Source organism: Neisseria sp. P0022.S010 (genome assembly GCF_051956635.1).
In genome coordinates, this window is record NZ_JBQCXF010000746.1 from 1 (window position 1) to 989 (window position 989).

Below are 989 nucleotides of genomic sequence, written 5' to 3' on the forward strand. Positions count from 1 at the left end.
ATCTACCACACTCAAATATTCATTTTAAAAGCAAATTTATATCAAATAAGAACTTTTGCTTTATAATAACGACAAATACCCAACAAACAGGGAACAAACATGAAAAAAACACTAACGACACTTATCCTTTGCGCACTGACTCCTGCCGCCCTGGCTGCCGATACTTACGGCTACCTGGCCATGTGGCAAAACCCTGCCGACAGCAATGAAGTGCTGCAAATCAAAACCACCAAAGAAAATGCTACCCAACTGGATGCGACAGCCGAACTCGAAACATTCTGTAAAGGCCAAGATGCCTTAGCCGGTATCAGCGCAGGCCAAGCAACAGGCTGTAAAACGGTTGTCCCTCTGCACAACACCTGTATCGCTGTTGCCTACCCTAAAGCCATGGGCAAATTGACTGCGCAAAACGTAGTAGCCATTACCTCCCCTCGTTTCAAAACCGTGCATCAAATTGCCTTGAACCAATGTATCAAAAAATACGGCTCACAAGGACAATGTGCTTTAGAAACAGTCTATTGCACTTCCGAAACCTACTATCAAGGTACGGTCAAAACCCTTTGGGAAAAAATCAAATCCATTTAAGGCCGTCTGAAAATAAAACCGGCTTGCCCGATATTCTCTATCACGGCAAGCCGGTTTTTTATTCTGGCTTTTATTTGCTGTTTTTTTCCAACAATTTGGCCACAACGCCTTCAGCCTGTTTCACCAAATCAGGATTGGTTCGGAAGTGGTTTTCATCATTCAAAGAGTAGCTGACAGTCGAAACCGCGTACTTCGTGCTTCTCAATACAAATACACCTTTACGCAAGATTTCATTATTGCCTTTGGTTTTATAACGCAGATTATACGGGCAAGAAGAATCATACAGTTTGCCGCGGTTATCCGCTGTCACAATCGTGCTGCCGATACCGCGTTTTGCCAAAGCTTTAGACAAAGCACGATCCAAATCATGCGGCCTTACTTTTGCATTTTGAATGATGCAGACA

The 989-nt window shown here is 43.5% G+C and carries 2 protein-coding genes; one reads left to right on the plus strand and one right to left on the minus strand.

Features of this window, described 5'->3' with window-relative positions:
• Window positions 1–99: 99 nt before the first annotated feature.
• On the plus strand, window positions 100–585 hold the full coding sequence (locus ACTHUT_RS21125; RefSeq protein WP_003682910.1) for a DUF4189 domain-containing protein: 486 nt from the start codon (window positions 100–102) through the stop codon (window positions 583–585).
• A gap of 70 nt (window positions 586–655) precedes the next feature.
• On the opposite strand, the gene ACTHUT_RS21130 is transcribed toward ACTHUT_RS21125, so the two are convergent.
• Window positions 656–989 (minus strand): hypothetical protein (locus ACTHUT_RS21130; RefSeq protein ID WP_440419763.1); only part of this gene is annotated, 334 nt, incomplete at its 5' end.

What these genes read in the sequence shown, in the direction of transcription:
- ACTHUT_RS21125 (WP_003682910.1), top strand. Translation starts at nt 100, where the DNA reads ATGAAAAAAACACTAACGACACTTATCCTTTGCGCACTGACTCCTGCC.